This window comes from Uliginosibacterium flavum (assembly GCF_040566545.1).
Taxonomy (GTDB): domain Bacteria; phylum Pseudomonadota; class Gammaproteobacteria; order Burkholderiales; family Rhodocyclaceae; genus Uliginosibacterium; species Uliginosibacterium flavum.
The window spans coordinates 60,962-86,732 of record NZ_JBEWZI010000016.1 but is presented as its reverse complement, the minus strand read 5'-3'; the positions used below and the strand labels follow the sequence as shown (position 1 = coordinate 86,732).

Below are 25,771 nucleotides of genomic sequence, written 5' to 3'. Positions count from 1 at the left end.
GACTAAACTAAGGGGTTATTCTGGGCGCGGGAGATGCGCCGAATTATGCTGGTGGACTTGTGTTGAATGGGGTGGGCGTAACCCGCAGGCGTTTGGTGCGGTGAATGCCCCTTCATGCAAAGCTTGGGACTACCAACATGTTTAATAATTTTCAATTTCAGAAAAAAGGTTGCAATGCATTGAAGACCCCGCCAAATCGGGGAAAAGTGATGCTGGGTTGATGTTCATACGATTGAGCATTCGTAGCGCGATAGAGCGCTCAGAGTTCGGTACGAGGATCTTGAGCAAAACGGCCCCATCTCCGTCAGTTTCCTGATTGTTCTTGTTAATCCATTCTTCAAGCAGCCCTTTTTGGGTCAGCCGGGTAAATAATCCACCTTGGTTGACGAGACGTTGATTTTCATCTGATTGTGGCCGAATTATGACGAGCTCTGGCTCCGCTTCGCCGGTACAGATTAGATCCGCGATCGTTCGCGACCCATCAGGATTTTTTTGGATCTCTTTAAGGCGCGTGTTTCGGCGCGCGTTTTCTTTGTATCGGTTTTGGTTGGAAAGCGTTTCTACCGTGGGGAAATGCAGGGCGTAGATCGCTCTGTAGTCTGTTTGATCCGTCATGCCTGCGTCTGCAAACGCAAAGAATGCTGCGACAAACGGGGATGTGGTCCAGTCCAGCAGTGGGGTTGCGAGACCATGATGCTGTCCAAGAGCCCACCAGTCATTGTCGTCTTTGATTGCAGGAGGACTAAAACCTCTGCGCCCTCTTGTAGAAAGTTTGAAGCGTTCTAAATGTTGATAATGGAAAAATGGGTCGCTTGTGCTTTGTTTCTTGATCAGGCGATCAATGGTTGGTTCCAGTAGCCAAGAATCACAGCGCTGCCCTCGCCAGATATATGCGTCAAGAGTAGCCATCTCATAGATATAGTCTTGAAAACCTTTCCAGTCGGGGACGCTGACTTCAAAATATCCCGGCGCGATTTCCTTCGGCATAGTTTCTGTTGGGTCAGTCATGGGAGCTCTCGACAGGTTTAGTTGGGCAGTAGGTTGGATGAGCCGAAGGCGTAATCCGACGCGTGGGTTTGAAGGCGCAGACGTCGGAAGGCGCTGCGCTTTTGCGACCTACGAAAACCGGGTGATGGCGGTTGGCATTCGTTCCAGTCTCTTCTTCGCCGCCAGTCTAGCCGCAAGCTGACGTCATGTATCGATTTAGCTGTCTTGGAGGTCTTGCCCGCTTGGCTCTTCACTCAAGACGCAAACTCTCCGCTACGTCGTTCCCGCGAAGGCGGAAAGCCAGCGGCGTTCGCAAAGTCACTGGATTCCCGCCTTCGCGGGAACGACGAGGGGTGGGGGCGAAGGCCTGAATGGTGGCTGCCCGTAGAGCCTCACGTGGCTTGCCTCTTTAGAATGCCTGCCTGAAGAAGCCCGTCCCGCGTGCCTGTCCGGAATGCCAGTCTGCAGAAGCCCGCCAGATGAGGCTCTGCAGCCGGCTCTTGCGCAGCGGCTTCAGCGCTTGGCCTTATCCGCCGCCACCACCTTGCTGACGTAGGCCGGGAGTTGCCAGGCGCCGCCGGGGAAGCCGCGGCACATGCCGTCGCCGCTTTGTTCAGTGAGGGCGAAGACCTTGCCGTCAAATTGCCAGGTGTTCGTGGACCAGCAATCGCCAATGCCGCGGCCTTTCATGGCGGAGTTTATGCGGCCGGTTTCGGCGTCGAAGTCGCCGTCGGTTTCGAGGGCCTCGGGTTTGGTCGGGGCGCGGTCATTGATGATCCAGTTCAGCGCGGTGCTGTTGTAGGCGCCGACGCTGCAAGGGACGGAAAGGAGCAGGCGGTGCTCGTCGAGACGCGTAGTGCTGGCGTTGTCGAGCGCCTCATTGCCTTCGTTGCACTGCTCGCTGATGTCCTGGCTCAGAGTTTTGAGTGCGCGTTTGCCTATGGTGTCGTCGGCTTTGCGGGCGGGGAGCGGCTTGACGGCGATGACGACGGGCAAGGGCAGGGCGGGTAGCACGCTGCTTTCCTGTTTCGTGCCCTTGCGCACCAGGGCGCCGGGCGTGCCGAGGCGGCCCTGTTCTTCATCCATCTTGAGCAGGACGGCCTTGATGCCGGCCAGTGACAGCGTCCATTCAAGCTTGCCGGCGCGCAGCGTGGCTGTGTCGATGTTCAGGAGTTGCTGCACGAGGGGCAGGCTTTCCTTGGGCGGGATGGTGGCACTGTTACCTTTGAGATCCTTGATCAGCAACTTGCCGGCGCGCAGTTGCAGCGGGCCTTCGAGGCTCTGTTCGCTGACCACCTGGACGCTGACTTCAATCGGCGTGCCCGGCCCGGCGGGCCGGGTGATGAGGATGGAAACAGGGTCCGACTCGCCACCTTCCGCCTGGTAGCCGGCGGCGCGGCAGGTGCGCGTGTTGTCGCACTGCAGTTCCCAGTCCTTGTGTTGGAAACCTGCGCTGGCCGGGGCCGTGGCGAGGGTCAGTGCGATGAGAAAGCTGCTGGTGAGGAAGGTCGAGTGGGCGATTTTCATCGGGGCTCTTTCCGGGGTTTGTTGAGGCCTTGTCACGGCAGAAACGTGCTGGAAGCTTCGTTGCAGCGTTCTCCAGGTCGTGTCCGCATATGCCTGCGTGATGGTGTTGCGGATTGTACGGGAGGACGCCGGGCGCTGGATTGCGGCAGCAAAGGGCTGAACGGATTTGTCAGGACGTGCTTGCAGAGCCGCGCGTGGCATGGTTCTTGGATGTGCATGCCAGAAGATGCCCGCGGGTATTGGGTGCCTGGTGTGCCTGTCCGCAGAGGTTCGTCCGTAGCGGCTCTGCAGCTAGCCTATGCTTGCGATCGCACGATCATCTGCGGACTGGTCAGGGCTTCGGGCTTGAGGATTTCGTCGAGCTGTTCGCGGCTGAGCAGGCCCCGGGCGAGCACGATGTCGTAGACGCTGGCGCCGCTCAAGTGGGCTTCGGTGGCGACGTCGGTGGCGTTGGCGTAGCCGATGTAGGGATTCAGCGCGGTGACGATGCCGATGGAGTTGCGCACGGATTCGCGCATGCGGTCCGGATTGGCGGTGATGCCTTTGACGCAGCGCTCGGCCAGCGTGAGGCAGCCCTGGCGCAGGTGGGCAACGCTCTTGAACAGGCTGTGGGCGATGATCGGCTCGAAGGCGTTGAGCTGGAGTTGCCCGGCCTCGGCGGCGAAGCTGACGGTGACATCGTTGCCGATGACTTCGAAGGCGATCTGGTTGACGACTTCCGGGATCACGGGATTGACCTTGCCCGGCATGATCGAGGAGCCGGCCTGCATGGGTGGCAGGTTGATTTCGCCAAAGCCGGCGCGCGGGCCACTGGAGAGCAGGCGCAGGTCGTTGCAGGTTTTGGAGAGTTTCACGGCGACGCGCTTGAGCACGCCGGAAATCTGCACGAAGGCGCCGCAGTCCTGGGTGGCTTCGACCAGATTCGGCGAGGTGATCAGGGCGATGCCGGTCAGATCCGCCAGGTGCTGGCGCACGCGGGCGGCGTATTCCGGCGGGCTGGCGATGCCGGTGCCGATGGCGGTGGCGCCGAGGTTGATTTCGCGGATCAGGCTGGCCGCCTCGCGCACGCGCTCTTCGTCCTCGCCGAGCATCACGGCGTAAGTGCTGAATTCCTGGCCGAGGGTCATGGGCACGGCGTCCTGCAGCTGGGTGCGGCCCATCTTGATGACTTCCTTGAAGGCCTCAGCGCGCTCCTCGAAGGTTTCGCGCAGCACGGCCATGGCGCTCACCAGCCCGTGCAGGCCGCTGTAGGTGGCGATCTTCAGCGCGGTGGGATACACGTCGTTGGTGCTCTGGCTCATGTTGACGTGTTCGTTGGGGTGCAGGTGCTGATACGCGCCTTTGGCGTGGCCGAGCAGTTCTAGCGCGCGGTTGGCGATCACTTCGTTGGCGTTCATGTTGCTGGAGGTGCCGGCGCCGCCCTGGATGACGTCGACGACGAAGTGTTCGTGCCAGCGCCCGGCGCGGATTTCTTCGCAGGCGGCGACGATGGCGTCGAGATGCACGCGGCTGAGCAGGCCCAGCTCATGGTTGGTGATGGCGGCGGCCTGCTTGATCACGGCCAGCGCGGCGAGCAGATCCGGGTAGACCGAAATGGGAATGCCGGTGATCGGGAAATTCTCCAGCGCGCGCAGGGTGTGCACGCCGTAATAGGCGTCGGCGGGGACTTCGCGATTGCCGAGCAGGTCATGTTCGAGGCGTTTGCCGGGAGAAGCGGTGGTGGTGGTCATGGCGTTCTCGATGAAAAGTGGCGCGGTCGCGGCCGCGGAGTCGTGCTTGTTTCTACGGCGCGGTAAGGCTGAGGCTTGATGGCTTCGCTGGATTGTTGTTCGCTTCGAGGTAAATCTGTCGGGCTTTCTGAAGCAGGCTGGAGAGGTGCGCTGGGCTTGGTCTTGCACGGGGGCAAGCTGAAGAAGGCCGGCGGGTGCGGGTCTTGAAGGTGATGCCGTTCGTCATCAAGGGGGCGTCGTTGCCGAGTTGCGCTGGCTGAAAGGGGATATTGCCAATTTGAGGCTTGCGCAAGGATGTTTCTGGTAACACGCGTTTTCGAGATCTGGGCAATTCTGCTGCTTGTAGGATAAATGCTTACTTTCGTCTTCTTTTTGTTGAGCATGTATTCCTTTTTGCGCGTAAATACCGAGGCCACAGAAAGCATCGTGTGCGATTGTTCCGAAAACGTTCTGGCCCCTGCAGGTTCGATTGGCCGGACTCAATCAAATCCAGGAGCTAAACATGAGTTTCAAACTGAAAACAACGGCCGCGCTGGTAGCGCTGGCTGCCAGCAGCATGGCGTTTGCCGCCAATACCGGCGGTTTCTCTACCGCTACCGGCGGTAACCAGGCCGGCGCCAAGTCGGTCACGGTCAGCACGATGCAGGGCATCATCGATGCCATTGCTGCGGCACGCATCAACGCTGCGGGCACCAAGGTCGCTACGGGCGCTTATCCGCTCATCATTACCTATACGGGTAACGAAGATGCACTGATCGCCAACGTCGTCAAAGGTTCTACGGTTGATGCCTCGGGCAATTGCCCGTCCCCGCACTGGAGCGACGCCTACCGTGAAGTAGAGGTCAAGAACTTCACGTCCGGTCTTACCATCCAGGGCGCGAATGGTTCCTCGGCCAACTTCGGCATCACGATCAAGAGCGCCTCGAACAACGTCGTTGTCCAGAACATGAAGATCGGTGCCCTGGGCGGCGCCAGCAGTGATGCGGACATGCTGCGGATTGATGGCTCGTCGAACGTGCTGATCGATCACAACGAACTCTTCGCGGTGAACAACGAGTGCAATGGCTCGCCCGACGGAGATCTGACTTTTGAGTCGGCTATCGACATCAAGAAGGACTCGCACAACATTACCGTTTCGTACAACTATATCCACGACAGCAAGAAGGTCGGCCTGGATGGTTCTTCGGCCAGCGATATCGCCGGTGGCCGCGAGATTACCTTTCACCACAATTACTACTACAACGTGAGTGCTCGTCTGCCGCTGCAACGCGGTGGCTGGACGCACATCTACAACAATTTTTACGACAAGGTGACCGAGTCTGGCATCAACGTGCGCACCGGCGGCTACGCGCTGATCGAGAAGAACTGGTTCCAGAACGCCTACAACCCGGTGACCTGCCGTTACGACGTGGTCAACTGCGGTAAGTGGGACCTGCGCAACAACAACACCACCAGCGCGGCTGATAACGCCACCTACGGCATCACCTGGACGGATTCCGGTGGTGGCGCCAATGCCAACACCTGGGCCACGACAGCCGCTTTCCCGAAGACCCTGACCTACACGTACGAGCCGGTTTCCGCGCAATGCGTGAAGGACAAGCTGGCCAGTGTTGTGGGTGTGGGCAAGAACGGCGCAACCCTGGTGGCTTCCGCTTGCGGCAGCTCCAGCAGCTCGTCGTCGTCCAGCAGCTCCAGCTCTTCGTCGAGCAGCAGTTCCAGCTCGTCTTCGAGCAGCTCCAGCTCTTCGTCGAGTTCCAGCAGCTCCGGTGGTTCGTCGTCGAGCAGCAGCTCTTCGTCAAGCAGCTCTTCCTCCTCCTCCAGCAGTAGCTCCAGCTCGTCGGGTGGTGCAGTTCCCGTGCTGAAGGGTACGGGCTCTTATCCGGCAGGCTGGTCCAAGTGTGCGGATCTGGGCGGAATCTGCACGGTTGGCTCGGGTCAGGGCTGGGTTGCTTTTGGTGCCAAAGGCAAGTGGGTGTTGAAGAATGTCGGCGTGGGCAAGAGCATCGCCTGTACCGTCGCAGCCTTCGGTGGCGATCCGGCGGGTAGTTCGAACAAGTGTTCTTACTATCGCTAAGCGCGCTTGACCAGACCTGCTGCGCAAGCGGCAGGCACGCTTAAACAAAGCCCCCGGTTCGGGGGTTTTGTTATTTGATTTGAGCCGTTGGAGCAGGCCGAGGACTTCTGCGGCGGATTTACGGCCGAGATCGCCTATCAAGAAGCATGTTTTTAGCAGGGTAGTTGAGACCCCCTCAGGACTTGGCTCTGCAGGTAGAGTTCCTGAAGAGGCACTGTGGGCGGGGGTCTTCGGATAGGTGTTTTGTATCAGGGGCCGGGCTTACGTTGTCCGAAAGGCTTTGCCGCGGCTTGACTGACGAGTGGCATGTTCCGCGTGACACGCCTGCTGTGCCTGCTTGAGAGTTTGTTTTATGTAGGACAGATCCCTACTTTTTTTGATCTGCGTATTGAAGTCGTACGCCCTTTTGTGCATTAATAAGCGAGTCGCGCAAACCAATATGCGGGGCTGCCCGGACGTTTTTCCGAACCAGCAGGTTCGGGTGGTCGGGCAAAATTAATTTCAGGAGACAAAAAAATGAGTTTCAAGCTGAAAACACTGGCTACGTGCGTTGCACTGGCCACCAGCAGCATCGCATTTGCCGCTCAGACCGGTGGTTTTTCCACGGCTGACGGTGGCAATGTGACGGGCGCTAAATCCTTTACGGCGGCAACCCACACGGAAATCAACACCATCATCGCCAATGCGCGCCTCGACGCTGCTGGCAAGAAGATCTCTACCGGCGCTTACCCCGTCATCATTACCTATACCGGCAATGAAGATGCGCTGATTGCCAATGTCGTCAAGGGTTCTACCAAGGATGCATCGGGCAAGTGCCCCTCTCCGCACTGGAGTGATGCCTATCGTTACGTTGAGGTGAAGAACTTCACCGCTGGTATCACCATTCAGGGTGCGAACGGCTCCTCGGCCAACTTCGGCATCGTGATCAATGGCGGCTCCAGCAACGTTGTTGTCAAGAACATGAAGATTGGAGCCTTGGGCGGCGCCAGCAACGATGCTGACATGTTCCGCATCGACAGTGCTTCGAACGTGTGGATCGACCACAACGAGATGTTCGCTGTGAACAACGAATGTGCCGGTTCGCCCGATGGCGACCTGACTTTCGAGTCCGCGATCGATATCAAGAAGGACTCGCATAACATCACCGTTTCGTACAACAGCATCCACGACAGCAAGAAAGTCGGCCTGGATGGTTCGTCGAGCTCCGATATCGGCGGCGGTCGCGAGATCACTTTCCACCACAATATTTATTACAATGTGAATGGCCGTCTGCCGCTGCAACGTGGTGGCTGGACACACATGTACAACAACTTCTACGACAAGATCACCGAGTCAGGCATTAACGTGCGTACCGGCGGCTATGCGCTGATCGAGAAGAACTGGTTCCAGAACTCCGTGAACCCGGTGACCTGTCGTTACGACGTGGTCAACTGCGGCAAGTGGGATCTGCGCAACAACAACACCACCAAGGCGGCAGATAACGCTACTTACGGCATTACCTGGACGGATTCCGGTGGCGGCGTGAACGCTGACACTTGGACCACGACAGCGGCTTTCCCGAAGACCTTGACCTACACTTACGAGCCGGTGACCCCGCAGTGTGTGAAGGACAAGCTGGCTCAGTACGCCGGTGTGGGCAAGAACGGTGCGACGCTGACGGCTTCGGCTTGCGGTAGCTCCAGTTCTTCGTCATCCAGCAGCTCCAGCTCGTCTTCGAGCAGCAGTTCTTCGTCGAGCAGCTCCAGTAGTTCCTCTTCGTCAAGCAGCTCCAGCTCTTCGTCGAGCTCCAGCTCCAGCAGTTCTTCGTCGAGCAGCTCTTCTGGTGGCGGTACGCCTCCGGCAATGACCGGCACGGGTGATTATCCGGCTGGTTTCAGCAAGTGTGCCGCGCTGGGTGAAACCTGTACGGCCAAGACGACTGGCTGGGTGGCTTTCGGCCGCAAGGGCAAGTGGGTAGCCAAGTACGTAGGTTCGGGCAAGACCATTGCCTGTACCGTGGCAGCCTTCGGTTCTGACCCGGTGGGCGATCCGAACAAGTGCTCTACCAAGTAAGCGCATTTGATCAAACCTGCCACGCAAGTGGCAGGTGCAGCCAAACAAAAACCCCCGGATTTCGGGGGTTTTTGTTTTTGCTTCGCAGCAGGCGCGGCGCTTGCTGTGTACGACGAAGAGCCAGGCCTGGCGGGCCTGTACGGGCTGACTATCCTCAGGTGCGCAGTTTTCGCACGCGCTCCGACGGCGTGATGATGTCGGTCAGGCGGATACCGAATTTGTCATTCACGACCACGACTTCGCCCTGGGCGATCAGGGTACCGTTGACCAGCACGTCCATCGGTTCGCCGGCCAAGGCGTCGAGTTCGACAACCGAGCCGTGGGCCAGCTGCAGCAGATTGCGGATCGAGATGCGTGTGCGCCCCAGTTCCACGGTCATGTGCACCGGGATGTCGAGGATCAGCTCGTAGTCGTTCATGCTGCCGGGCTTGGTGCCACCATCGAAATTCTGGAATACGGCGGCTTGTGGCGCTGGCGCCGGGGCCGCGTCCACCACGGCCTGTTCCTGCATGGCCGCAGCCCAATCGTCTTCGCTGATGGGGGCTTCAGCTTCCGCGGCTTCGTTGATTTCGTCTTCAGTCATGGCTTTCTTCTCCTCTCACGCCCAGTTTGGCGGCGATCAGGTTGATTTCGGTGTCTTCCGGGAGGTTGAATTTTTCGACCCGCAGGGCGTAGTGACCGCCCTGAATGCCGTATTTGCACTCCAGAATCTTTACGCCATCCACATTCGCTTCGATGTTTTCCGGGATCTCGAGCGGGATGACATCGCCAACCTTGAAGTTCGCGATGTCGCGCAGTGACACGGTGGTAACGCCCAGATTGGCGACCAGATTGATATCCACGCCGTTGATCTGCTTGGACATCAGGTTGATCCAGCGCTTGTCCTGAGTGATGTGATCCGATTGCATCGAGCTGTAGAGGATGTCGCGGATAGGCTCGACCATCGAATACGGGAAGCAGATGTGCATGTCGGCCTGGGCACCGCCGAATTCCAGTGTGAAGGTGGTCGCGACCACGATTTCGCTGGGGGTGGCGATGTTGGCGAACTGCGAGTTCATCTCGCTGCGGATGTATTCGAACTGCAGCTGGAAGACCGGTGACCAGGCGCGTTCATATTCGGCGAAAACTACGCGTAGCAAGCCCTGGATGATGCGTTGCTCGGTGGCGGTGAAGTCGCGGCCTTCGACGCGGGTGTGGAAGCGCCCATCGCCGCCGAACATGTTGTCGACCACCAGAAACACCAGATTCGGATCGAACACGATCAGGCCGGTGCCGCGAAGCGGTTTGGCCATGATCAGGTTGAGGTTGGTCGGCACCACCAGATTGCGCACGAATTCGCTGTATTTCTGCACGCGGATCGGGCCCACCGAAACCTCGGCATTGCGGTGCATGTAGTTGAACAGGCCGATGCGCAGGTAACGCGCGTAGCGTTCGTGGATCAGCTCCAGCGTGGGCATGCGCCCACGTACGATGCGCTCTTGCGTGGCGAGGTTGTAGGAACGTATGCCCGTGCCGTCGTCGCCGGCCTGTTCCGGCTCGTCCAGCTCCCCGGTCACGCCCTTGAGTAGCGCGTCAACCTCTTCCTGAGAGAGAAAATCCTGGGCCATGGTTTGCCTCGATTCCTGCTACGGGTCAGTTCGCCTATTGCACGATGAACTGGGTAAAAAACACTGACACGACCGGACCTACAGGCTCCGGATCGGAAGTCTTCTTTTTCTTCTTGGATACGGGGGGCGGCTCAAAACCCATGATCACATTGATGATTTCCTTCATCTCGGTGGCGAGCTCTTCACGCCCTTCCGGCGAGGTGATCTCGGAAGGCTTCTTGCCCGAGAGCAGGGACAGTACTTCGTGCCTGATCTGCGGCATGAAGGCTTTGACCTGATCGCCGACGTGGGCGTCGATCACGCGCAATGAGGCCACTACCTGCAGGAATTGTTCGGCGCCATTGTCGGGCTGCAGATTCACGGTAAAGGGCTCCAGCGGCAGGAAGACCGGCGGCTTGTTCGGATCGAATTTCGGCCATTCGTGAACGGCGTGAGCAGGCGCTTCCTCGGCCGCAGCCTCTTCGCCTTCAGTCGCGACTTTTTTCTTGGCCAGCAGGGCGTAAGCGCCGCCGCCAATGGCGCCGAGCAACACTACAGCGGCCAGGATGATGATCAGCAGTTTCTTGCTCTTCTTGGGAGCGGGCGCAGCTTCGTCAGCTGCGGCCTCCTTTTTTGGTGCTTCCTTGCTTGTTGCCATAATCGGAGCTCCCTCGTCATTCAATTCTGTCTTGTTTCAGTATTGTGTCGCGCTCGGCACGACCCTCAAGGCTTGAATAACGGACATTGCAGGCCCCTTATGAAGGGTCTCGCTGCCAAATAAACGCGTTTCCCACTTCTGCCTGCTGTTTTTCGACTTGAATTCCCAGTTCCCAGTTCCCAGTTCCCAGTTCCCAGTTCCCAGTTCCCAGTTCCCAGTTCCCCGTTCCCAGTTCCCAGTTCTCAAGCAAACGTATCAATCGCCCCGCTGCCACGGCCTGTCCAGCTGCCACTCGTGCTGCCCACGGGCACTTGGCTGAGCTCGGCCGGGCTGGCGAAGCGGCTGGCCGCACTGCGTCGGCCGGAGTTGTCGTTCTGGGCCTGTTGCTGAGTGGAGCCTTCATTTACGTTGGCTTGACCCAGCTGGATGCCGGATTGCGCCAGCACCTCACGCAGGCGCGGCATAGCGTCCTGCAATGCCTCGCGCGCGGCCGGGCTGGCGGTGATGAAGGTGGCGCTGGCCTGATCGCCATTCATGCTGATCGAAATCTCGACGCGCCCCATCGAGGGCGGGGTCAAAACGATTTCGGCGCGGCCATTGTCGCGGCTGGCGATCCAGCTGACCTTCTGCCCGACCTCCTCAGCCCAGCCCCGCGTGGCAACCGGCGTGCTGATCTCGTGCTGCGGCAAAGCCTCGCCGCTGCGGCCGGCTTGAGGGCCTGACAAAACGCCGTGGGTGGCCAGTGTGCCGCTGCTGCTTGCCTGATTCTGGCTGGCGTTGGCCAGTTCCGTAGCAAAGGAGGATGACTTTTCCGTTTGCGAACCGGCAGCGAGCTTGTCCGCGAGCGGATCTGCGCTGGCTTTGAGGGTTTCGGATCGGATTTCGGAGTCCGCATCACCCTGGCTGGAGAGTGGCTTGCCATCGGCCTCTCCGGGCAGGATGCCGGAAGAGGCGAGCCCTGCCTGGTTCTTCGAGGCATTGTCGGCTGAGTTGTTTGCTTTGCCGGCAAGGCTTGCCGCCTGAGCGGCGAAGGCTGCCGTAGAGGTGGCAAACAAGGACGTATCGCGCGAAGCGTCCGTTTCAGCGCCCAGCGCAGTGCCGGTGTCATTGCTGCCGGGGCTGCTCGTGCTCGGAGCGACGGGCGCCGGATTGAGTCCTGCGGCGACCAGCAACAAGGCGGGATCGGTTGGCGCTGTGTTGTTGGCTTGCGTGGCAAGCGCTGCCGCAGTGGCAGCATCTGTCTCATCGGCAGCTTGCGCCGCGTTGCGCGTGTCGGCCTTGTCGCGCGGGCCATCCGTCTTGGCGCCGGGCTTGGATGCTTCCGGTGTCTGGCTGCGTGATTTCAAAACCTGTGCAAAAGTGGGTTTTCCGTCCTGCTCCGCTTGCTGGGGGGCATTCTGTGCAGCAGGGTTGCGCGGCGCCACAGGGGCGATTGCAGCAAGGGCGGGGGTATTCACTGTGGCCATGAAAGCTACCTCGATGAGCGGTGTTATGCGCTCCATTCAGCAAGGGCTGTGCCATGCCGCCGCCTGCGGCGGAGGACTGAGCAATGAGTGCTGAGGACTGAGTGGGGCATGCTTGGAAAGCCGCGTCGGGATTTGGTCTTCGGGCGGGAGCACTGCAGAGGTAATACGGGCGCGGATCTTCGGGAGGTGATGTAGGAGCTAGCGCAGCTGGCGATTTGCCAGTGTGAATCGCCAGCTGCGCTAGCTCCTACGGGGCATGCGTGGAGAGCCGCTCCCGGCAAGTTTCTTCGGGCAGATGTGCCGAAGAAGCTCGACAAGCCCGGCTCTCGGGATACGCTGACTCAGCACGTAGGGTGGGTTAGCCGCGCTTTTGCGGCGTAACCCACCGTGCCCTCAGTCCTCCGCCGCGTGCGGCCTATACGCAAAGACATTGCCCAAGATGGCTGCTCAACTCGGGCGCTGCGCTGCGGGTGTAGTCCTTGTCCAGCCGACCGCTGACCAGCGAGGCAGTGGGGGCGTCGAGCTCGGCGTTGAGCAGGCCCATGAAGGTGGGCGGGGCTACAAGGATGGCTCGACTGAAGCGTCCTCGACTTCGCTCCTGGCACAGGTCGTTGGCGACCTGGTGGGCGAAGCCCCGGGCGATACTGCGATCCGGCTGGCCCTTACGCGGGGAGGAGCGTCCATCGAATTCCGGCATGGTCGTGGCGGCTGCGTCGAGCTCGGTTTCTTTCACCAGTTCCAGAGCCTTGTTCGGGCCACTCTGGGAGAAGATGCGGGCGTGACGGGCATTGGCGACGACGATCCAGGTAATCATGGGTAGCTCCTTGGAGTGTGACGGGATGTCCGGGCCGGCAATTGCCGATCCAGCCTGTCAGCCTAGGAAGCCTTGCAACATGAGCGCCAATCAATTTTGACTATATCTTGCAGAGCCGCGCAGGGATTGGGTTTTGGTGGGGTGTGCCTGTAGAAGTCCGCCTGCTGGCGGTGTCGGGCAAGGGGGCTTGAAGAGGCCCGCCAGGCGCGGTGATGGGGGCGGGCTGTCAGGTCAGTTCGCGGTAGCAGTAACAATCGCGAGTGTGGTCATTAACCATCCCGGTGGCCTGCATGAAGGCGTAGCAGATGGTGCTGCCGACGAAGCGGAAACCGCGTTTCTTGAGCGCTTTTGACATTGCGTCGGATTCGGGCGTGCTGGCCGGGATTTCGCCCATCCCGCGCCAGTGGTTCTGACGCGGCTGGCCGCCGACGAATTGCCACAGCCAGGCGGGCACGTCGCCGACCTCGGCTTCCAGCGCCAGCCAGGCCTGGGCGTTGCTGATCGTCGAGCCGATCTTGAGGCGGTTGCGCACAATGCCGGGGTTGGCCATCAGACGGGCGAAGTCCGCGTCGGTGTAGGCGGCGATCTTGCGCACGTCAAAGCCGTCGAAGGCTGGGCCATAGCTCGCGCGTTTTTTCAGGATGGTGATCCACGACAGCCCGGCCTGCGCGCCTTCCAGTGTGAGCAACTCGAAGAGGCGCACTGGATCGCGCTGCGGGCGGCCCCATTCTTCATCGTGATAGGCGCGATACAGTGGATCGGCCGCGCCGGCCCAGGCTCCCAGCCAGGCGCAGCGTTTGCGGCCGTCGTCTTGCCAGTCAGCCATGCTCAGTCAGCCATCTCGCTGACGGGTGTCAGTACGCGAATATCCGGCAGGCCGCGCACCTTGCCGATCAGCATCAGCACGCTGCGGGTGACCAGCGCCGAGTTCAGATGGCGTTTGTGGGCGGCGAGGTTTTCCCATACTTCGATGGTATTGAAGCGGCCCGGGCGAGCGGCGTCGGCATACACGTCGAAGCGCATGCAGCCTTCTTCCTGACGGTGCAGTTCGGCCATTTCCTGGAGGATTTCCCGGACTTCTTCGATGTGCGCGGTTTCGGCTTCGGCGAGGGTGATGACGTGGATGGATTGGGCGGGCATGGAAGGTGTCGCGCTAAGAGTGAACCGGATTGTCAGGCGCTGATGCGGGCTTTGGCAAGCTCCAGCGTGCCGTGTTTGAGGGTCTTGTCCTCCGGGTCGGTGTGCAGCACGAAACCGATGCGTTCCACGAAGCGCAGCATGCGGTCATTGCTGGCCAGGAACTCGCCTTTCATGGTGACCAGACCGCGTTGTTGTGCTGTGCTGATGATCGCCTCCATCATGCGGCGGCCCAGTCCGCTGTGCTGATAGGCGTCAGCCACCACGATGGCAAATTCGCAGCTTGTGCCATCCGGATTGGTGTTGAAACGGCTGACGCCGAGCTGCTTTTCCTGCCCATTTTCGAGACTGGTGGCGATAAAGGCCATCTCGCGGTCGTAGTCGATCAGGGTCAGTTTGGAGAGCAGCGAGGGCGAGAGCTCGCGCAGGGCACTCATGTAACGGAAATACTTGGTCTCGGGCGAGAGCGCACGCACGAAGCCCTGATTCATCTCGGCGTCTTCCGGCTTGATCGGCCGGATGGTGACCGGCGTGCCGTCCTTCAACTGCCAGGCCCAGACCAGATTGGTTGGATAGGGGTGAATCGCCATGTGCTCGTAGCGCGCATTCTGGCGCGCATTGCGGCCGATTTCGATGCGTGCTTCGGCCGCCAACACGCCACGGTCATCGACGTAGAGCGGGTTGATTTCCAGCGAACGCAGCATGGGCATCTCGCAGATCAGATCCGAGACGCGCAGCAGCAGATGTTCCAGCGCTTCAAAGTCCGCTGCCGGCATTCCTTCGAGCGGTCCGAGCATGCGTTCGGCATGGGTGTCGTGGAGCAGGTCGCGCACCAGGAAGGCGTTCAAGGGCGGCAGCGCCACGGCGCGGTCGGGCCAGTAATTCGGATCGAGGCTGCGTTCGCCGAAACCGATCACCGGGCCGAAGACCGGATCACGCCACACGCGCAGCATCAGCTCGCGTGCGTAGGGGCTGTGGTAGGTCGGCTCCACGCACATGCCGGCGGCCAGTGCTTCGGGCAGATCCTGCGTAATCTGGGTCGTCAGCTCCGCCCAGGCCAGATGCAGGCCGACGTGGCTGAGCAGATCATGGCGTGCAGCCAGATGTTGCAGGCGCGTGCCGGCCAGCGCCGCGTTCGGCCGCAGGCTGATCGGAAAACCGAGCTGGGTGGCGGCCTTCTCGGCCTCGGCTTCGGAATGCACCACGCGCATGGCTGCCGTGGGAATGTGGAAGGCGGCCAGCAGCGCCAATGCCTCGTGACGGCGCAGCACCGTGCGCCGCTCGCTCAGCGCGGCGTCGATCAGACCGATGGCCAGTTCGCGCATCGGCGCTTTTTCATATTCGAGCGGGCCGGGTACCTGAGTCAGCAACTGCTGGTTGCGATAGTAGGAGCTGATGTGCGAGAACACGTCCACGGCGCTTTCCGGCGTGCGCAGCGAAGGAATCTTGGCAACACGGAAGATCTCGCGCGCCTCCAGGCAGGCATCGTCGCCGAGCCAGCAGGTGAGAATCGGCTTGTCGGAGCCCTTGCTCAGCTCGACGACGCGGCGTGCCACCTCGCTGGGCTGACTCATTGCCAATGGTGAGAGCAGACACAGGATGCCATCCACATTGTCATCAACGAGCAGGGCTTCCAGCGCGCGGGCGTAGCGTTCCGGGCTGGAGTCACCGATCAGGTCGACCGGGTTCTCGCGCGACCAGTGGGTCGGCAGGATCTTTTCCAGGCGGGCGATGGTTTCCGGCGCCAGGCGCGCCATCACGATGCCCAGATCGCCGGCACGGTCTGCCGCCATCACGCCGGGCCCGCCGCCATTGGTGATGATCGCCAGGCGTTTGCCGCGCGGGCGGAAATGCACGAACAGACCTTTGAGATTGCTGAGTAGCTGGGTCAGCGTGCTCAGGCGCACCACACCGGATCGGCGCAGCGCCGCGTCAAACACCGCGTCGTCGCCGGCCGCGGAGCCTGTATGCGCATGGGCTGCGCGGGCGCCCACCGGATGGCGGCCGACCTTCAACACCATCACAGGTTTCATGCGTGCTGCCGCACGCAGGGCACTGAGGAAACGCCGTGCATCGCGGATGCCTTCGATATAAACGAGGATCGCCTCGGTGCGGAAATCCCACACCAGATAATCGAGGATCTCGCCGAAATCCAGCTCCGCCGAGGAGCCCAGCGACACCACCGTCGAAAATCCCACCTGATTCGGCCCGGCGTAATCCAGCACCGCAGCGCACAGCGCGCCGGATTGCGAGACGAAACCGATCGAGCCGCTGAGCGCGCCGCTCGACGCGAAGGTGGCGTTCAGGCCCAGCAGCGGACGCGCCACCCCCAGACTGTTCGGCCCGAGGATGCGCATGCCGTACTGCCGCGCGATGCGCACCACCTCGTTTTCCAGATCGACACCTACGCCGCCGCTTTCGCCGAAGCCGGCCGACAGCACCGCCGCCACGCGCACGCCGGCCTGGCCACATTCATCGATCAGGCCCGGCACCGTGCCGGCCGGCGTGACGATGACCGCCAGATCCACCCTGCCCGGCACTTCGCCGATCTCGGCAAAGCAGGGCACGCCCTGCACGGATTGGTATTTGGGATTGACCGCGTACAGCGTGCCTTTGTAGCCCGCCGCCAGCATGTTGGCGACAAGGATCGCGCCGAGCGCATTTTCGCGTTCGGTGGCCCCGATGATGGCCACGCTGCGTGGCTCGAACAGCGGCGAGAGGTAATGTTTTTCGTCCAAGGAAGCACCCCGGCGAGGCAGCAGCAGGCGGGCGCCTGCCTGTACGTCAGAGTATGCCGCAACTGATCAACTGCAGGCATGCGGGCACACCCGATGGTCAGGGGTTTATCTGCTTGAGATGCGTTGCGCGGCTTTGATACGGGCCTTGTAGGGCCGACCCTTCGACAAGCTCAGGAGAGCCTTCGGTCGGCCGCCCACGCGTGGAGTGCGACTGAAGTCGCACCTGCAGGGCATGCCGTGCCGCAGCTTTATTCCAATGCGCAATAGAGGCGAGACGCGAAGACGAGCCGCTGACTGTGCATTTGCACGGCAAGCCTGTCCTGAGCCTGGTCGAAGGGGCGAAGTCGACAAAGTATCGGTTCTATTGCGGATTGGAATTAGATCTCGATAACGGTGGGTGGCTCGTCATCGATGGATTCAATGTAACCCTCTGCCAACAAGGTTTGAATCATCGCGTTTGCGGTGTCATCAACCATCAGGCGCTTCTGCAATTCATCCCAGGGCGTATGCCCGTCGATCACGATCAACGTGTTGCGCAGGCGCGAGGCCAGATGGTGTGTGCGGTGGCTGATTTCCTCCACGCCCTTATGGGTCTTGCTGTAAATCGTGTTGTCCGACATGGCGGCACTCCAGAGTCGCATGCTCTGACGCTAGATCGCCAACGCGCAGCTTGCAATGCGGGTATGGCCGGGAATGCACAGAAATTCACAAAACGGCGCCGCCTTGCAGGCAGGAATCAATCGCGCCACCTGTCTGCCTGAAGAGGCTCGCCCATGCTTGGTTTGCGAGCATGTGCCTTGCAGATCCTTGCTGCAAGCGGCTCTCCGACAGGGGTGGTCTCAGCTTGCAGGCGCAGCACTGCATGGCAGGATTTCCGGGATGAGCACGCCGTGCTCACTGTCGAATCGCCTCACCTTGAAAGCGCTGTATTTCGTGACTGTGTGCAGGCAAGTTCGCCATTTTCATGTTGCCTTTGCTGGCCATTACGCCTTGATTTATTGATGAAATTCATGAATTCATAAGCTTAATAATCTTTCAATACAATTTACTAAAGTTTTAGAAGATCGGGTCGTAATCCAAGATAGGCCGTTGTTTGGCTGATTTATTCCGGGTGGCCGGGTGGTAAGCATCGAGTTTCGGTAAAAAACGTAATTCAGGAGTGTTTTTTGATGGGTGACGAGATTGAAATAGGCCTCCGGATGCGGGCGGAAGAGCAGGGCGGCTCCGGGCTGGATGCCGTTCCGGAGCTGTTGAAGCCTTATCTCTCCGGCTGTCAGCAGCGCGATGGGCGTACCCAGCTGCGCTGGCAGCAATACACCTTGTCCAGTGCGTTCCAGCCGATTGTCAGCTTCAGCCACTCCCGCATCGTCGGCCATGAGGCGCTGCTGCGTGCCACCGATGTATTTGGCAGAGCCGTATCACCGCTGGACCTGTTCGGCAGCGTAAGCGCCACAGAAGAAATGCTGCATCTGGATCGCAGCAGCCGCTTGATGCACGTCCTGAATACCCGTCAGTCCCCGGGCTGGTTCTTTCTGAATCTGCATCCCGCGCTGTTCGGCAGTCTGCTGGAGTCGAATTCACGCCAGGTTACGCAGGCAATTGGTCAGTATGTTGGAGTGTCCTCCTCACAGTTCGTGGTGGAGATCGTCGAGGAGCACATCACCGACCATGTGCGTTTCGAAGAAGGCGTCGCCGCGTTGCGCGAGATGGGGCTTGGTGTGGCGCTTGATGATTTCGGTGCCGGACATTCGAACTTTGACCGGGTCTGGAAAATCCGCCCGGACGTCGTCAAGCTTGATCGCTCCTTTGCGGCACGTGTCGAAGAGGATCGCTCTGCGCGTCGTCTGCTGCCGCAGATCGTCAGCATGCTGCACGAGGCGGGAACGCTGGTTCTGCTTGAGGGAATCGAAACGCTTGATCAGGCGCGTATCGCCATGGATTCAAACATCGATTTCGGCCAGGGCTGGCATTTTGCCCGCCCCACGCCGAGCCCGGTTCAGGATCCGCTTTCAATCAAGGTAACGATGGATGCCGTGTGGGATCAGCAGGGCAAACGCGCCGATCTCGCCTGGGAAAGCCGTCGTCGCGTCATGGAACCTTATCTGAAAGCCATCTGGCTCACCGGGCAGCGCCTCGCGATGGGCGAAAGCCTGGAGCAGGTGGCGGATACGTATCTTCGCCTGCCGCATGTCGCCTGCCTGTACATGCTGGACGACGCCGGAATGCAGGTTGGACAAAACCTGAATGCGCCGACCAGCCACAAGCGGCGCGTCACCCTCGGGCTTGGGCACATGTCCGGCGCGCGGTGGTCCCGCCGCGCTTACTTCATCCGCGCCATGCACGACCCCGGCAAACCGCAGACAACGCGTCCCTATCTGTCCGTGGCGACCGGCGACATCTGCGTGACGGTCTCGATTCAGTTTGAGGTGGGCGGGCGAAAATTTGTCATCTGCGGTGACGTGGATTGGGACTCGCTCGAAGCCGCCTCCGGCGATTAATTTTCTCGTGATCTTGAACTTCTGAACGTCCGGGTGTATCCATAACAGACCCAGAGCCACCTCAAGGTGGCCGGTGCAGCACCCAACCCAACCGGACGAGAGGAAACCAGCATGAGCAAGTCGCCGATCATCAATCAGGACATCATCGCACTGTACGACGAATACACCCACGCACCGCTGCCGCGCCGGGTCTTCATGAAGCGCCTCACCGCCATCACCGGCAGCACCGTCGCCGCCAGCGCCGTGTTGCCGCTACTCGAAAACAACTACGCCCAGGCCGCCGTGCTCGCCCCCGATGACGCGCGCCTGACGGTACAGAAAGTCAGCTTTGCCAGCGAAGCTGGCAGCATCAACGGCTATCTCGCCGCCCCCAAGGGCGCCGCTGGCAAGCTGCCCGCCGTGATCGTCATCCACGAAAACCGCGGTCTCAATCCGCATATCGAAGACATCACGCGGCGTCTCGCGCTGGCCGGCTATCTTGCGCTGGGCGTCGATTACCTCAGCCTGCTGGGCGGCACCCCCGCCGATGAAGACAAGGCCCGCGACATGTTTACCAAGGTTGATGCCAAGACCATCGGCGCCATCTCGCTGGGCGCGCTGAAATTCCTCAAGGCCCATGCGCAATCAACGGGCAAGGTCGGCGTCGTCGGCTTCTGCTGGGGCGGCGCTGCCGTCAATCAGCTCGCCACCCTGGCACCGGATCTGAACGCGGGCGTCGCCTTCTACGGCATGCAGCCCAAGGCCGAGGAAGTCCCCAAAATCAAGGCCCCGCTGCAACTGCACTACGCCGGTCTGGATGAGCGCCTCAACGCCGGCATCGCCGCCTACGAGGCCGCCCTAAAGGCCGCCGGCAAGCCGTATGAGCTGTACATGTACGACGGCGCCAATCACGCCTTCAACAACGACACCAACGCCGCCCGCTACAACGAAGCCGCCGCCAAACTCGCCTGGCAACGTAGCCTGGATTTCCTCAAGCGCAATCTGGGTTGAGGCTTGGTTTGAGGTCTTGGCGGGTGAAATGAAGGCCGCAGGGAGTGATCCTCGCGGCCTTTTTACTTGCGTGAATTGCTTGATGCGCATCCAATCCAGAATATGAATCACGCGTTCCCGCTTTAGCGTCAACGCCCCAGTGTCGTTGTGCAATTCAGGAATCAAGTCGTGCTGAATCACATTCCAGCGTTGCATGATTATTTCACGTCGAGTAGCATCCATTAGGCATTTTTATGTTTGCGTGGCGGTCGCATCGTGCCTGAAATGGCCGCCAGCACTTTCCGGTTTTTGCCTCACGTTCCGAGAAAGTCCGGCTTCCAAGAGGGAGTTTGCAAGAAGCTCTGCTTTGTTGTTCGCGTCGGGTTTGGCCAGAGCTGCCGTTGTCAGATATTCCAGAAAGCGGACACCGTAGGAGTAAAAGTGATGAGTCATGCCAGAAATGTCGCCATGTGCTTGGGTGTTTGGCTATTGAGTTGCGGCACGACTTGGGGGGCGCAAAGGATTGAAGCTTGGAGCTATTACCCGGTACCTCCGTTCCAGACGGAGGACGTCAGTAATGCCGGTCTGACGGCAGATCTTGTGGTTTACCTGAACAAGGCTCTGTCCGGGAAATATGACGTTAATCTGGTGATGTTGCCCAAGGCCCGCTTAAACAAAATGCTGGAGCGTGGGGACAAGGCATTCGTTGCGTTTACGCCGTCAGTGGTATTTGACGGCCCCAACGGCGGCAGCTACCTATGGACCGCCCCCCTGTTCGAGGACAGACAGGAGCTGGTGTCGCGCGCGAAACAGCCATTTGAGTTCAATGGCCCGGCTTCGCTGTTTGGCGTCCGGTTTGGCGCGCTTCTGGGCCACATCTATCCGATGCTGGCGAAAGAGATGGAGAGTGGGGTCATTCACGCGGACCGTACGACCAGCGAGGCCTCTCTGATCGCCATGCTGATGGCGGGTCATGTTGACGTCATTACGATTCCGAATTCTGCAGTCCGCTACTACATGAGTACCAATACCGCTTTCCGGCAAGGATTTTGGATTTCTAGACAGCACCTTGGCGAATACACCCGTCACCTGATGTTCCAGCGTGGTATGGAAAAAGAGCGAGATGACTTTGACCAGATCATTCGCAAGATGAATGTCGATCCGGCATGGATTGGCACGCTGAAGAAGTACGGTCTGGAACCGGCCAGTCGAAAAACACGTTAGCCGTGCAAGAGCGGATCATTCGATCCGCGCGGTCAGGCCGCTGATTCATCACCATTTGGTTCTGTTCGCGCGGGTTAAATGCCCCGCCCTTGGCTAACGGATTTGTTGTTGTGGGGTTGGCTGAATGGCAGACTCATTTGCCTTGAAGAAGCTAATGAGCTCGTCAAACTTTGACTCCATCCGCTGGCCTTGGGCTTTCATTTGGGCTTCAATCTCATCTAGATTGCCCGTAAGTCCAAGATCTTGGCGGATGGCAATTAATACAGGTATGTGTTTGGTATTGATGTCGCGGAGTTTTGATATAAGGAAGCGCTGAAAGGCGAAATTGCTTTCGGTAAATCTAATCCATCCTGCGTTGCGCTCCTCGGAAAATTTGTCTGCTTGGGTTTGCTGAAACGCGAGGTTTGTTTGCAAAGCTTCAAAAGTCCGCAGGTCCGGAGTCCCTGATTCGTTCTGTTTGGTCATCTCCGAGAGGATGCGCGTCACTTCCATCTGTGTTTTTAAGTACATCTCATCGGCGATCTGAATGTCAGTTTTGGCATTGCTCGCAGGCATGAGGTGAATCATCAGGTCAAATACCAATTCTCCATACTCGGCCTGAAGCTGGTTAACAATTGCGGCGGTCTTCGGTTCGGCGACAAGCTGTAGTCGAGCAGCTGCAGAATTGAATCCTTGGAGTCCATCGCCAAGGTTAATCTTTGTCAGATCCAGTTGCGGCAATCCCACAAGGTGAGTATTCACTTTGACAAGCTCTTCTACCGTACGTAAATAGACTTCGCGCCGCAGTGTTGCAGTCCGTTCTTTGGTCTTTTCGGCAGCATCATGTTGAAGCTGCAATTTCAACCTGTTTGTGTTGCTCCAGTTCGAAATAAGCACCCCGCTTATCGTTATTAGTGAGGCAATTACCCCCGACCAAATGACATCTGGAATCATCTGTAGAATCGTTATCAAGGTAGTCATTGGGGTTGAAAACTCAGTCCGGTAGGGTGGGTTCGGCGCGCTAACGCTTCGTGTCAATGGCATGAATCATACGCTGTGTGGGCACACCGAGCCGACTCTTCAAAGTAGGGGGGGGCGAAGCAAGCCGCCACGATCTGTCGATGGCCAACGGTGGGTTGTCGCTGCGCTCCGAACCCACCCTACGAAAGACCTGCTCGCAGAGCCGCACCCATCGGACTTCCCCAGCCTGTCATCCCGCAAACGCCCGCCCAATGCGGCTCTTCAGGCACTCGCCCGTAGCAGGCTCAATTCAAAAACCACGCCATCGACCACGTTGCGGGCGCTGATGGTGCCGCCCATTTTGGCCATGTAGGTGCGCGCGACGAACAGGCCCTGGCCGCGGCTGCCCTGGGCGGCAGAGTCGGCTTGATCGGAGACGCCGTACTCGAAAATCTTGTCGAGCATGTCATCAGCAATCTGTCGGCCGCTGTTGTGGATGACGACGCGCGCGGCGCTTTCGTCGGCCTCTACGCGTAGCGTGATGGCGCTGCCGGGCAGGCGATGGCGGTCGGCGTTTTTCAGGACGTGGGTGACCACATCTTCCAGCGGATATTCGTCGGCGCGTACCCATAGCGGCTTGCCGCTGGCTGCGAAATGCACATCGACGATGCCGGCGCTGGGGGCGTTGCGGGCGATTTCGCTGAGGAAATTATCCAGATCGACGCGCCCGGCCTGCAGGGTGGAGAAGGCGAAGGCCTCGGAAGGCGAGGCGCTGCCGTAGAGCACGCGGATGGCCTGCTGCATGCGCGCCAGATAACGCTGATCGGGGTCGTTCTGGTCGGCGTGCAGGGCCAGCAGGGATTGCAGCGGTGACATGATTTCGTGGCCGACGGCGTGCCACATGTCTTTCTCCTGCTCGGTGCGGATCTGCTCGCGGCTCATGTCTTCGCGCACGCGGCGCAGCAGATCGTGCAGGCAAGTCGCCAATATGCCCAGTTCATCACCGCCGCGCAGGTCGGCGACGTTGAGCTGCTCCAGCCCGTGGGCGGCGCTGATGGATTTCTGCACGGCCTGGGCGCGGCGGGTCAGTCTGGCGATGCGCCGGATGATGCCCAGTTCGATCAGGAACCAGGCGAGAAAGATGGCCAGCAGCATGGCGCCGACGAACCAGCCGACGCGCGTGGCGACGCCGGCGAGGATGCGGTTGGCGCTGCGCACGTCGCCATTCAGGATCAGTTCGTAGCGGCCCACCGGCGTGCTGATCTCTTCGCGCGTTTCCAGCTTGAGTTCGTTGGCCTCGGCCGGCAGGCGGCGAATCAGCCAGAGAGCGGCAGGCGAGATTTCCTCGGCGTTGGCGTCGCCACCAATCATGTGCAGCAGATCGGGCGCGCGTTCGTCGCCGGTTTTGCGGATGCGCAATGATTCGCCGGGCAGCAGCAGGGGTTGCAGATCGACGAGCAGGAAGGGCGCGCGGGCGTCTTCGCTGTTGCTGTCGAAAATCACCGTCTCGTTGCCGGGCGCCAGCACCTGCAGGTGCACACGAATGTCATCCAGATCAGCGGGCGGCCAGATCGGCTGGCGTTTGTCGATCAAATCTTCGCGCAGTAATTCGATGGGCAGGCGAATCGAATAGAACACTTCACGCGGGCAGTCCGGCGTGACCGGCTGGCCCGGCAGGCAGGCTGCCGATTGCCAGACCCAGCCCCGGAAATCGCGCTGAGGGCGGGTGTAAACGTAGTCCTGATCGTCCCGTTCGACGAAGCCGGTGAGTCGTCCGCGCAGGGCCTTGCCGGGCAGGACTTCGGCGTTGTCATGGAGCTCGACGGGCGCCAGCCAGCGATAATCCTGGCCGCGCAGCGTGACATGCACACGCACGCGGTGCGCCACTGACAGATCGCGTTCGCCGAATTGATGGGCGACCAGATCGCCACTGGCGAAACGCCCCGCCGCATAGATGAAGGCGCCGGCCCAAGGGTTGGCGCCGACGGCGACGCACAGGCCGGCGTCCTGCGGGTACTGAACCATGCAGCCGGCCATCTCGACGGCATTGCGCACCTTGTTTTGTTCGTCGAAATCCAGCGCGGCATAGGGCAGCAGCAGCGGGCGCAGCGGCGTGACCTGCTCGCCGCCAGACTTCGGATTGAGCAGGGCGAGCTGGCCGGTGGGGTGGCGCAGGCGCGCGGCGATCTGTTCGCCTGTCTTGTGAAAGACTTCCTGATACTTTTCGAAGCCCTGCTGTTTTTCCTCGCGCAGCACGGCCAGCGCCAGGGCCACGGTGGCGATGGCCAGCAGCAGGAAAATCGCGCGAAAGATTGTGCGCAGGCGGAAGGAGGCGAGCCAGGCGAGGAGCGTGCGCGTCATCAGCCGCGCGCCTCGGTGGCCCAGCGGAAGCCGCGCATGGGCACGTTCTCGATGGCATCAAACACTTCGTCGATCTCGCGGAAGGCCTCGCGGATGGTGCTGACGTGTTTGCGGATGTTGTCGCGATTGCGCCCGCTTTTGACCACTTGGAACAGGTCTTCGTAGGACACGACCTGGCCCTTGTGTTCGTACAGCGCCAGCAGGATGCGCTGCGCGGTGAGCGGCAGATTCACGCGCTGGCCGCGCCATAGCGTCGCGCCCTGACGTAGCGGGTCGATGGACAGATCATCGCGTGGCTTGACGGGCGTGGCTTCCAGATTGCCGTTGCGCGTCTTCACCGTGCGCAGGATGTCGAGGAAGGTATCGATGAAATCGCTCTCCTCGAAGGTGGTTTTCTGCAGGTAATCCCAGGCGTCCAGCGCCTTCATGATGCTGCGGTAAATCGCCGCCGGCATGGCAGAGACGACCAGTACGGGCGTGCCCTGAGAGCCGCCGCCGGCCTTGTTGATGGCATTGATGATGGCCACGCCGGCATGGCGCTCGCGGCCCAGTTCGATATCCAGCACGACGGCATCGTAATGCTCGCGGGCAATCGCCGCCTCGGCTTCGTCGCGCGAAAACCACTGGTCGACGCGGATCTCCGGCCTGGCCGCCTCGATCCAGCTTTTGAGCTGATTGCTGGTCGGGAGGTCGTCTTCGATCACGGCTACTTTGAACATCGGGTTCTCCTGCGTGTATCGCGAATTTTCGTAGGTGCGACTTCAGTCGCACGCCACGTATGGCAGGCTGACTGAAGTCAGCCCTACAAACCCAAGCCGAACCCGCCCACCCCGTAGGTGCAACTTCAGTCGCACTCCGAGCGTGGCGGCGGACTGAAGTCCGCCCTACAACATCGGAGCCACAGAAGCTTGTGACTCCATATGGATTATCCCTGCATTCCAGCCCGGATTCATACGCGCTGCTGTGAGTGTTTCTTCCGGGGCCGGAAGCAAGAGGCCCGGCGGCGGGATT

Annotated in this window: 20 protein-coding genes and 1 pseudogene; 5 read left to right on the top strand and 16 right to left on the bottom strand. The window is 60.2% G+C overall.

Translation table 11 applies throughout. The features are described from left to right. Positions 1 to 141 precede the first annotated feature (141 nt). The 3 genes from ABXR19_RS14625 to aspA form a co-directional block, all read right to left on the bottom strand. Entirely contained in the window at positions 142 to 1,008 is an 867-nt protein-coding gene (locus ABXR19_RS14625; RefSeq protein WP_354601880.1) for an FRG domain-containing protein, read from the bottom strand. Positions 1,009 to 1,500: 492 nt separating this feature from the next. Then, positions 1,501 to 2,514 carry a DUF1176 domain-containing protein gene (locus tag ABXR19_RS14620; RefSeq protein WP_354601879.1) on the bottom strand — a complete coding sequence of 338 codons (1,014 nt, stop codon included), beginning with the start codon at positions 2,512 to 2,514 and terminating at the stop codon, positions 1,501 to 1,503. A 296-nt stretch (positions 2,515 to 2,810) separates the two neighbouring features. Continuing rightward, complete coding sequence (gene aspA / locus ABXR19_RS14615; protein ID WP_354601878.1) at positions 2,811 to 4,244, bottom strand: aspartate ammonia-lyase; 1,434 nt, start codon at positions 4,242 to 4,244, stop codon at positions 2,811 to 2,813. 502 nt (positions 4,245 to 4,746) lie between these two features. On the opposite strand from aspA, the gene ABXR19_RS14610 reads away from it, so the two are divergent. Together ABXR19_RS14610 and ABXR19_RS14605 are read left to right on the top strand one after the other, a co-directional pair. Next, on the top strand, positions 4,747 to 6,318 hold the full coding sequence (locus ABXR19_RS14610; protein ID WP_354601877.1) for a pectate lyase family protein: 1,572 nt from the start codon (positions 4,747 to 4,749) through the stop codon (positions 6,316 to 6,318). A 516-nt stretch (positions 6,319 to 6,834) separates the two neighbouring features. Next, the gene (locus tag ABXR19_RS14605; RefSeq protein ID WP_354601876.1) at positions 6,835 to 8,370 is read left to right on the top strand and encodes a pectate lyase family protein; all 1,536 of its coding nucleotides are present in this window, start codon (positions 6,835 to 6,837) and stop codon (positions 8,368 to 8,370) included. 154 nt (positions 8,371 to 8,524) lie between these two features. On the opposite strand, the gene fliN is transcribed toward ABXR19_RS14605, so the two are convergent. The 9 genes from fliN to ABXR19_RS14560 all read right to left on the bottom strand — a co-directional run bounded on the left by fliN (position 8,525) and on the right by ABXR19_RS14560 (position 17,410). Next, on the bottom strand, positions 8,525 to 8,953 hold the full coding sequence (gene fliN, locus ABXR19_RS14600; protein ID WP_354601875.1) for a flagellar motor switch protein FliN: 429 nt from the start codon (positions 8,951 to 8,953) through the stop codon (positions 8,525 to 8,527). Next, positions 8,946 to 9,977 (bottom strand): flagellar motor switch protein FliM, encoded by a 1,032-nt coding sequence (gene fliM / locus ABXR19_RS14595; RefSeq protein WP_354601874.1) that lies wholly within the window; start codon positions 9,975 to 9,977, stop codon positions 8,946 to 8,948. The genes fliN and fliM overlap by 8 nt, the downstream gene beginning before the upstream one ends. A 34-nt stretch (positions 9,978 to 10,011) precedes the next feature. Continuing rightward, positions 10,012 to 10,614: a flagellar basal body-associated FliL family protein gene (locus tag ABXR19_RS14590; protein WP_354601873.1), complete on the bottom strand. Its 603-nt coding sequence runs from the start codon at positions 10,612 to 10,614 to the stop codon at positions 10,012 to 10,014. A 242-nt stretch (positions 10,615 to 10,856) separates the two neighbouring features. Then, complete coding sequence (locus ABXR19_RS14585; RefSeq protein ID WP_354601872.1) at positions 10,857 to 12,080, bottom strand: flagellar hook-length control protein FliK; 1,224 nt, start codon at positions 12,078 to 12,080, stop codon at positions 10,857 to 10,859. Positions 12,081 to 12,495: 415 nt separating this feature from the next. After that, positions 12,496 to 12,894 (bottom strand): host attachment protein, encoded by a 399-nt coding sequence (locus tag ABXR19_RS14580; protein WP_354601871.1) that lies wholly within the window; start codon positions 12,892 to 12,894, stop codon positions 12,496 to 12,498. 226 nt (positions 12,895 to 13,120) lie between these two features. After that, entirely contained in the window at positions 13,121 to 13,720 is a 600-nt protein-coding gene (locus tag ABXR19_RS14575; RefSeq protein WP_354601870.1) for a DNA-3-methyladenine glycosylase I, read from the bottom strand. 2 nt (positions 13,721 to 13,722) lie between these two features. After that, positions 13,723 to 14,034, bottom strand: coding sequence for a putative quinol monooxygenase (locus ABXR19_RS14570; protein WP_354601869.1), 312 nt, complete (start codon positions 14,032 to 14,034; stop codon positions 13,723 to 13,725). Positions 14,035 to 14,066: 32 nt separating this feature from the next. Then, positions 14,067 to 16,769: a bifunctional acetate--CoA ligase family protein/GNAT family N-acetyltransferase gene (locus tag ABXR19_RS14565; RefSeq protein WP_354601868.1), complete on the bottom strand. Its 2,703-nt coding sequence runs from the start codon at positions 16,767 to 16,769 to the stop codon at positions 14,067 to 14,069. Positions 16,770 to 17,146: 377 nt separating this feature from the next. Then, the gene (locus tag ABXR19_RS14560) at positions 17,147 to 17,410 is read right to left on the bottom strand and encodes a hypothetical protein (RefSeq protein WP_354601867.1); all 264 of its coding nucleotides are present in this window, start codon (positions 17,408 to 17,410) and stop codon (positions 17,147 to 17,149) included. Positions 17,411 to 17,938: 528 nt separating this feature from the next. Between ABXR19_RS14560 and ABXR19_RS14555 the strand changes: the two genes are divergently transcribed. Then, the gene (locus tag ABXR19_RS14555; RefSeq protein WP_354601866.1) at positions 17,939 to 19,267 is read left to right on the top strand and encodes a sensor domain-containing phosphodiesterase; all 1,329 of its coding nucleotides are present in this window, start codon (positions 17,939 to 17,941) and stop codon (positions 19,265 to 19,267) included. Positions 19,268 to 19,378: 111 nt separating this feature from the next. Then, on the top strand, positions 19,379 to 20,257 hold the full coding sequence (locus ABXR19_RS14550) for a dienelactone hydrolase family protein (RefSeq protein ID WP_354601865.1): 879 nt from the start codon (positions 19,379 to 19,381) through the stop codon (positions 20,255 to 20,257). Positions 20,258 to 20,275: 18 nt separating this feature from the next. On the opposite strand, the pseudogene ABXR19_RS14545 reads toward ABXR19_RS14550, so the two are convergent. Next, a pseudogene (locus ABXR19_RS14545) lies at positions 20,276 to 20,479 on the bottom strand (IS5/IS1182 family transposase); the annotation flags it as partial. A gap of 42 nt (positions 20,480 to 20,521) precedes the next feature. Between ABXR19_RS14545 and ABXR19_RS14540 the strand changes: the two are divergent. Beyond that, complete coding sequence (locus ABXR19_RS14540) at positions 20,522 to 21,460, top strand: substrate-binding periplasmic protein (protein ID WP_354601864.1); 939 nt, start codon at positions 20,522 to 20,524, stop codon at positions 21,458 to 21,460. Between the two features lie 93 nt (positions 21,461 to 21,553). Here the strand turns inward: ABXR19_RS14540 and ABXR19_RS14535 are convergent, their stop codons facing one another. From ABXR19_RS14535 to ABXR19_RS14525, 3 genes are all read right to left on the bottom strand, one after another. Then, entirely contained in the window at positions 21,554 to 22,393 is an 840-nt protein-coding gene (locus ABXR19_RS14535; protein ID WP_354601863.1) for a hypothetical protein, read from the bottom strand. Positions 22,394 to 22,681: 288 nt separating this feature from the next. Then, positions 22,682 to 24,760 (bottom strand): sensor histidine kinase, encoded by a 2,079-nt coding sequence (locus tag ABXR19_RS14530; protein WP_354601862.1) that lies wholly within the window; start codon positions 24,758 to 24,760, stop codon positions 22,682 to 22,684. After that, complete coding sequence (locus ABXR19_RS14525; protein WP_354601861.1) at positions 24,760 to 25,479, bottom strand: response regulator; 720 nt, start codon at positions 25,477 to 25,479, stop codon at positions 24,760 to 24,762. Before ABXR19_RS14525 ends, ABXR19_RS14530 begins: the two co-directional genes overlap by 1 nt. Between the last annotated feature and the right edge of the window lie 292 nt (positions 25,480 to 25,771).

Excerpts from the sequence above, each read along its gene's own strand:
- ABXR19_RS14625 (WP_354601880.1), bottom strand. The coding sequence starts at position 1,008 with ATGACTGACCCAACAGAAACTATGCCGAAGGAAATCGCGCCGGGATAT.
- ABXR19_RS14620 (WP_354601879.1), bottom strand. The coding sequence starts at position 2,514 with ATGAAAATCGCCCACTCGACCTTCCTCACCAGCAGCTTTCTCATCGCA.
- aspA (WP_354601878.1), bottom strand. The coding sequence starts at position 4,244 with ATGACCACCACCACCGCTTCTCCCGGCAAACGCCTCGAACATGACCTG.
- ABXR19_RS14610 (WP_354601877.1), top strand. The coding sequence starts at position 4,747 with ATGAGTTTCAAACTGAAAACAACGGCCGCGCTGGTAGCGCTGGCTGCC.
- ABXR19_RS14605 (WP_354601876.1), top strand. The coding sequence starts at position 6,835 with ATGAGTTTCAAGCTGAAAACACTGGCTACGTGCGTTGCACTGGCCACC.
- fliN (WP_354601875.1), bottom strand. The coding sequence starts at position 8,953 with ATGACTGAAGACGAAATCAACGAAGCCGCGGAAGCTGAAGCCCCCATC.
- fliM (WP_354601874.1), bottom strand. The coding sequence starts at position 9,977 with ATGGCCCAGGATTTTCTCTCTCAGGAAGAGGTTGACGCGCTACTCAAG.
- ABXR19_RS14590 (WP_354601873.1), bottom strand. The coding sequence starts at position 10,614 with ATGGCAACAAGCAAGGAAGCACCAAAAAAGGAGGCCGCAGCTGACGAA.
- ABXR19_RS14585 (WP_354601872.1), bottom strand. The coding sequence starts at position 12,080 with ATGGCCACAGTGAATACCCCCGCCCTTGCTGCAATCGCCCCTGTGGCG.
- ABXR19_RS14580 (WP_354601871.1), bottom strand. The coding sequence starts at position 12,894 with ATGATTACCTGGATCGTCGTCGCCAATGCCCGTCACGCCCGCATCTTC.
- ABXR19_RS14575 (WP_354601870.1), bottom strand. The coding sequence starts at position 13,720 with ATGGCTGACTGGCAAGACGACGGCCGCAAACGCTGCGCCTGGCTGGGA.
- ABXR19_RS14570 (WP_354601869.1), bottom strand. The coding sequence starts at position 14,034 with ATGCCCGCCCAATCCATCCACGTCATCACCCTCGCCGAAGCCGAAACC.
- ABXR19_RS14560 (WP_354601867.1), bottom strand. The coding sequence starts at position 17,410 with ATGCGACTCTGGAGTGCCGCCATGTCGGACAACACGATTTACAGCAAG.
- ABXR19_RS14555 (WP_354601866.1), top strand. The coding sequence starts at position 17,939 with ATGGGTGACGAGATTGAAATAGGCCTCCGGATGCGGGCGGAAGAGCAG.
- ABXR19_RS14550 (WP_354601865.1), top strand. The coding sequence starts at position 19,379 with ATGAGCAAGTCGCCGATCATCAATCAGGACATCATCGCACTGTACGAC.
- ABXR19_RS14540 (WP_354601864.1), top strand. The coding sequence starts at position 20,522 with ATGGCCGCCAGCACTTTCCGGTTTTTGCCTCACGTTCCGAGAAAGTCC.
- ABXR19_RS14535 (WP_354601863.1), bottom strand. The coding sequence starts at position 22,393 with ATGATTCCAGATGTCATTTGGTCGGGGGTAATTGCCTCACTAATAACG.
- ABXR19_RS14530 (WP_354601862.1), bottom strand. The coding sequence starts at position 24,760 with ATGACGCGCACGCTCCTCGCCTGGCTCGCCTCCTTCCGCCTGCGCACA.
- ABXR19_RS14525 (WP_354601861.1), bottom strand. The coding sequence starts at position 25,479 with ATGTTCAAAGTAGCCGTGATCGAAGACGACCTCCCGACCAGCAATCAG.